This window comes from Actinomycetota bacterium, from assembly GCA_036280995.1.
Classification (GTDB): domain Bacteria; phylum Actinomycetota; class CALGFH01; order CALGFH01; family CALGFH01; genus CALGFH01.
The window spans coordinates 1-4375 of sequence record DASUPQ010000581.1 but is presented as its reverse complement, the minus strand read 5'-3'; the positions used below and the strand labels follow the sequence as shown (position 1 = coordinate 4375).

5 protein-coding genes are annotated in these 4375 nt (G+C 74.8%); 4 read left to right on the top strand and 1 reads right to left on the bottom strand.

The window, feature by feature from the left end; all coding sequences use genetic code 11:
• On the bottom strand, positions 1–284 hold a 284-nt coding region (locus VF468_19490), incomplete at its 3' end, for an amino acid synthesis family protein (protein ID HEX5880471.1).
• A gap of 61 nt (positions 285–345) precedes the next feature.
• Here VF468_19490 and VF468_19485 point away from each other — a divergent pair.
• The 4 genes from VF468_19485 to VF468_19470 all read left to right on the top strand — a co-directional run.
• Positions 346–1890, top strand: a complete 1545-nt coding sequence (locus tag VF468_19485) for an amidohydrolase family protein (protein HEX5880470.1) — start codon at positions 346–348, stop codon at positions 1888–1890.
• 21 nt (positions 1891–1911) lie between these two features.
• Complete coding sequence (locus VF468_19480) at positions 1912–2661, top strand: isochorismatase family protein (protein ID HEX5880469.1); 750 nt, start codon at positions 1912–1914, stop codon at positions 2659–2661.
• Positions 2661–3548 (top strand): GntR family transcriptional regulator, encoded by an 888-nt coding sequence (locus VF468_19475; GenBank protein ID HEX5880468.1) that lies wholly within the window; start codon positions 2661–2663, stop codon positions 3546–3548. The genes VF468_19480 and VF468_19475 overlap by 1 nt, the downstream gene beginning before the upstream one ends.
• A partial coding sequence (locus tag VF468_19470) for an NAD(P)/FAD-dependent oxidoreductase (GenBank protein HEX5880467.1) occupies positions 3545–4375 on the top strand: 831 nt, incomplete at its 3' end. The genes VF468_19475 and VF468_19470, both read left to right, overlap by 4 nt.

Below are 4375 nucleotides of genomic sequence, written 5' to 3'. Positions count from 1 at the left end.
TTGGCGTGCTCCTGCTCGCCGTCCAGGCCGACCAGGGCGGCCTTGCCGTAGCTCTCCACCGGCCCGCCCAGCACGGCCAGGGCGGCGGCGGCCAGCTCGGCGGCCAGCGCCCCCGACGGCTCCACCAGCTCGTCCAGGTCGCCGCTCCAGGGCCGGCCGGCATAGGGATTGGGGACCACGGCCAGGGCGGCGACCTTGCGCAGGGGCCCGCCGGTGTCGCCGCGGCCACCCTCGGCCCTGACCTCCTCGAGGTGGACGACCAGCTTGCGGATGTCCAGCGGCATGCCGCATACGCTATCCTCTAGCCGCTGTCCGAGACAAGAGACAGACCCGGGAGGGGAGCCCATGCCGGCACGGGAGGTCGACCTCAAGCTCGTCGGCGGCCGGGTGGTGACCGGCGACGGAGTGCTCCAGGCGGGGGTCGCGATCGACGGGGGTGCCGTCGTCGCCGTGGCCCGCGACGACCTGCTCCCCCCGGCCCGGCGAACGATTGACGTGCGGGGCAACCATATCCTGCCCGGGATCGTCGACTCCGAGGCCCACCCCGGCTGCTACGTCCCCTTCGAGGACGACCTGGCCCCCGAGAGCCGGGCCGCGGCCTGCGCCGGCATCACCACCTGGGGCATCCAGGCCCCCAGCACCCGCCTGGGCACCCGCCCCTTCAAGGAGTTCGTACAGGCCGACGACGTGGTCCCGTTCTCCCACGCGTTCGCGACGGCGCGGGAGACGATCGAGCGGGTGTCCTCGATCGACTGCTTCCTGACCTTCATGATGGAGACCGACGAGCAGGCCGAGGAGATCCCCCTGTACTGCGAGGAGTACGGGGTCACCTCGTACAAGCTCTACATGCAGGCCCGCCGCATCCCGGCCGCCGACCACAACTGGCCGAGCCGGCGGGCCGGGCTCGGGGTCGGGATCGACGACGGCACCCTGTACCTGGTCATGGAGCAGGTGGCCCGCTACGGCGACCCGGCCATCTGCTCCATCCACCCGGAGAACTGGGAGATCGCCCGGGTGTTCGAGCGCCGGGCGCGCGAGCTCGGCCACGACGACCTGGCCGCCTGGACCGACCGCTCGCCCCACATGCTGGAGGCCCAGCACGTCCGGGCCTACGCCTATGTGGCCGAGCAGCTCGGGGCGCGCATGTACATCCAGCACGCCACCACCCCCGAGACGTTCTCCGAGATCCGCGAGGCCCGCCGGCGCGGGGTCGAGCTGTACGCCCAGACCGGGCCGGCCTGGCTCGGCTTCTCCCCGTTCGACGGCTGGCGCATCAACGTGCCCCTGCGCTACCGCGACACCCAGGAGGCGCTCTGGCAGGCCCTGGCCCGGGGCGACGTCGACGTGGTCGGCTCCGACCATGTGGTCGCCTGGCCCCCGGCCGACCGCGAGGCCATGTACCGCCAGAGCATCTGGGACTGCCGCACCGGCTTCTCCCGGGTCGAGACCTTCCTGCCGGTGATGCTGACCCACGGCGTGCACGAGGGCCGCATCACCCTGGAGCGGCTGGTCCAGGTGTGCTGCGAGAACCCGGCCCGGATCTACGGCCTGTTCCCCCGCAAGGGGACGGTGGCCGTCGGGTCCGACGCCGACCTGGTCGTGGTCGACCTGTCCCGCGAGGTCACCGTGGGCCCCGAGCACCTGAACACCAGGGCCGGCTGGTCGATCATGGAGGGCAAGACCTACCACGGCTGGCCGGTGCTGACCCTGCTGGGCGGCCGGGTCGTCGCCGAATGGGCCGACGACGCGCCCGGGCCGCGCCCGGTGGGCGAGCCCAGCGGCCGCTACCTGCCCCGGGCCGTCCGGCCCGACGTCCCCAAGGAACCCAAGGACCGGCTGGTCCGCACCGGGCCCGACGCCACCCTGGCCGGCATCCGGCCCGGTGTCTGACAGGCAAGGAGGCAACCGCACATGGCGGTCTGGGACGACGTCCTTCCAGACACCGACCGCAAGGTGTTCGAGGCCGCCGGATGGGGCCGGCCGTCGGGGCTCGGCCGACGGCCCGTGCTGCTGGTGATCGACGCCAACTACAACTTCGTCGGCGACCGGCCCGAGCCGATCCTCGAGTCCATCAAGCGCTGGCGCTACTCCTGCGGGGAGCGCGGCTGGCAGGGCGTGGCCGCCATCGGCCGGGTCCTGGAGCGGGCCCGGGCGCTGCGCCTCCCGGTCCTCTACACCACCAACCCGCGCCGCCCCGACGGCTTCGACCTCGGGGTCTGGAACCTCAAGAACTGGCGCGCCGGCGACGACACCGACGTCCAGGGCCACCTCGGCAACGAGGTCGTGGCCGAGATCGCGCCCCGGCCGGGCGACCTGCTGGTGGAGAAGAAGAAGCCGTCGGCGTTCTTCGGCACCCCGCTGGTCAGCTACCTGGTCGCCCTGCGGGCCGACACCCTGCTGCTGTGCGGGACCACCACCTCGGGCTGCGTGCGGGCCTCGGCGGTGGACGCGATCTCCTACAACTTCCGGGTCGGCATCCCCGAGCCGTGCGTCTGGGACCGGGGCGAGCTGACCCACAAGGTCAACCTGTTCGACCTCCACCAGAAGTACTGCGACGTGCTCGAGCTGGAGGAGGCCCTCGGCTACCTCGGCGGCCTGGAGCCGGGGCTGTTCGACGCCGAGTTCCCGGCCGTGCGCGACGCCGGGAGCGTCGCCTCGTGATGCTGTCGGCCCGGGATGTCGAAGAGGCGCTGAAGGAGCGGCTGCTGCGGGGCGCCTACCCCCGTGGCGGGGCCCTGCCGTCGGTGCGGGCGCTGGCCGCCGAGCTCGGGACCAGCCCGAGCACGGTCGGCCGGGCCGTGCAGGAGCTGGCCCGCCAGGGCTGGGTGACGGCGACCAGCCGGCGCGGGGCGGTGGTCCGGCGCGACCTGCCGGCCGGCGGGACCGGGGTCCGCGACGCCGAGGCGGCCATCCGCCGCCTGGCCGTCCGCTGGCGGCTGGTCGGCGGGGACCGGCTGGAGTTCCAGGAGCTGGTCGCCCGGGTCGCCGACGAGGTGTTCCAGCCGGCGCCCCGGACCGTGTTCCTGGAGTGCAACCCGGTCGACCTGCAGCGGGGCCTGGACCAGGTGCAGCGCGAGACCAGCGTGAACGTCGAGCCGCTGCTGCTGGAGCAGGCGGGCGCCGAGTCGGAGGAGCTGAAGGACGTCAACGTCCTCCTCACCCCCTACTTCCACCTGGCCGAGGCGCGCGAGCTGGCCCCCGAGGGCGCCCAGGTGGTGCCGCTGAACTTCGTCGCCTCCGAGGAGGCGATGCGGGCCCTGGTCGACCTGCCCGGCGAGTCCCTGGTCGGGGTGCTGGCGGTCGACGCCCGCTCCCGGCGCCGGCTGGAGGCGATCGTGCAGCAGTACTCGGGCGCGGCCGTCCTCGGTGCCCTGCTCGACGACATGGAGGCGGCCGCCGGGCTGGTCGAGGCGGCCGACCTGGTCCTGGTCACCAACGCCGCCAGGCTGCCCGGGCACCTGGCCGCCCGGGCCAGGCGGCTGGTCCGGGTCGGCTGGACCCTTGAGCCGGGAGGTCTGGCCGGCTGGCGGATGAGCACCGAGCGGTGAACCAGGCCGAGGTGGTGGTGATCGGGGGCGGGCACAACGGCCTGGTCTGCGCCTGCTACCTGGCCAGGGCCGGGCTGGACGTGGTCGTGCTGGAGGCGGCCGCCACCCCCGGGGGCTGCATCCACACCGTCGAGCTGCCCGGCGGCCGCGGGCGGCTGGAGGTCGGCGCGTACGAGCACGGCGGCCTGCGCGGCAGCGGGGTCGCGGCCGACCTGGAGCTGGAGGCGCGCTTCGGGCTCCGCTTCCACCTCCGCGACCAGGCCACCCTGGCCCCCTGCGACGACGGCACGGCGCTGGCCTTTGCAACCTCGCTCGAGCGGACCGTCGAGCACCTGCGGCCGGTGGTCGGCGACGCCGACGCCGACGCCTACCGGCGCTTCGCCGGCTGGGCCGAGGCCGGGGTCGCCCTGCTCGCCCAGACCGAGGACGGCCCGCCGCCGTCCCTGCGCGAGCTGGCCGCCCTGGCCGAGGCCGCCCTCGGCCCCCAGGCCGGCCGCTTCCTCCAGGCGCTGCTCGGGTCGGCCTCCAACCTGGTCCGCTCGGTGGTCGCCGACGAGCGCCTCCAGGCCCCGCTGGCCCACTGGGCGGCCCACTCCCAGCAGTCCCCGGCCGACCCCGGCACCGGGGCCGGCGCGCTCATGCTGGCCGGCGGGCACGGCAGCCCGGCCGCCCGGCCCGCCGGCGGCTCCCAGGCATCGGTCGACGCGCTGGTCCGCTGCCTGGAGGCGGCCGGCGGGAGGGTGCGCTGCGGGATGCCGGTGACCAGGGTCGAGACCGCGGGGGAGCGGGCGGTGGCCGTCCACGCCGGCGGCGAGCGGGTCGGCGCC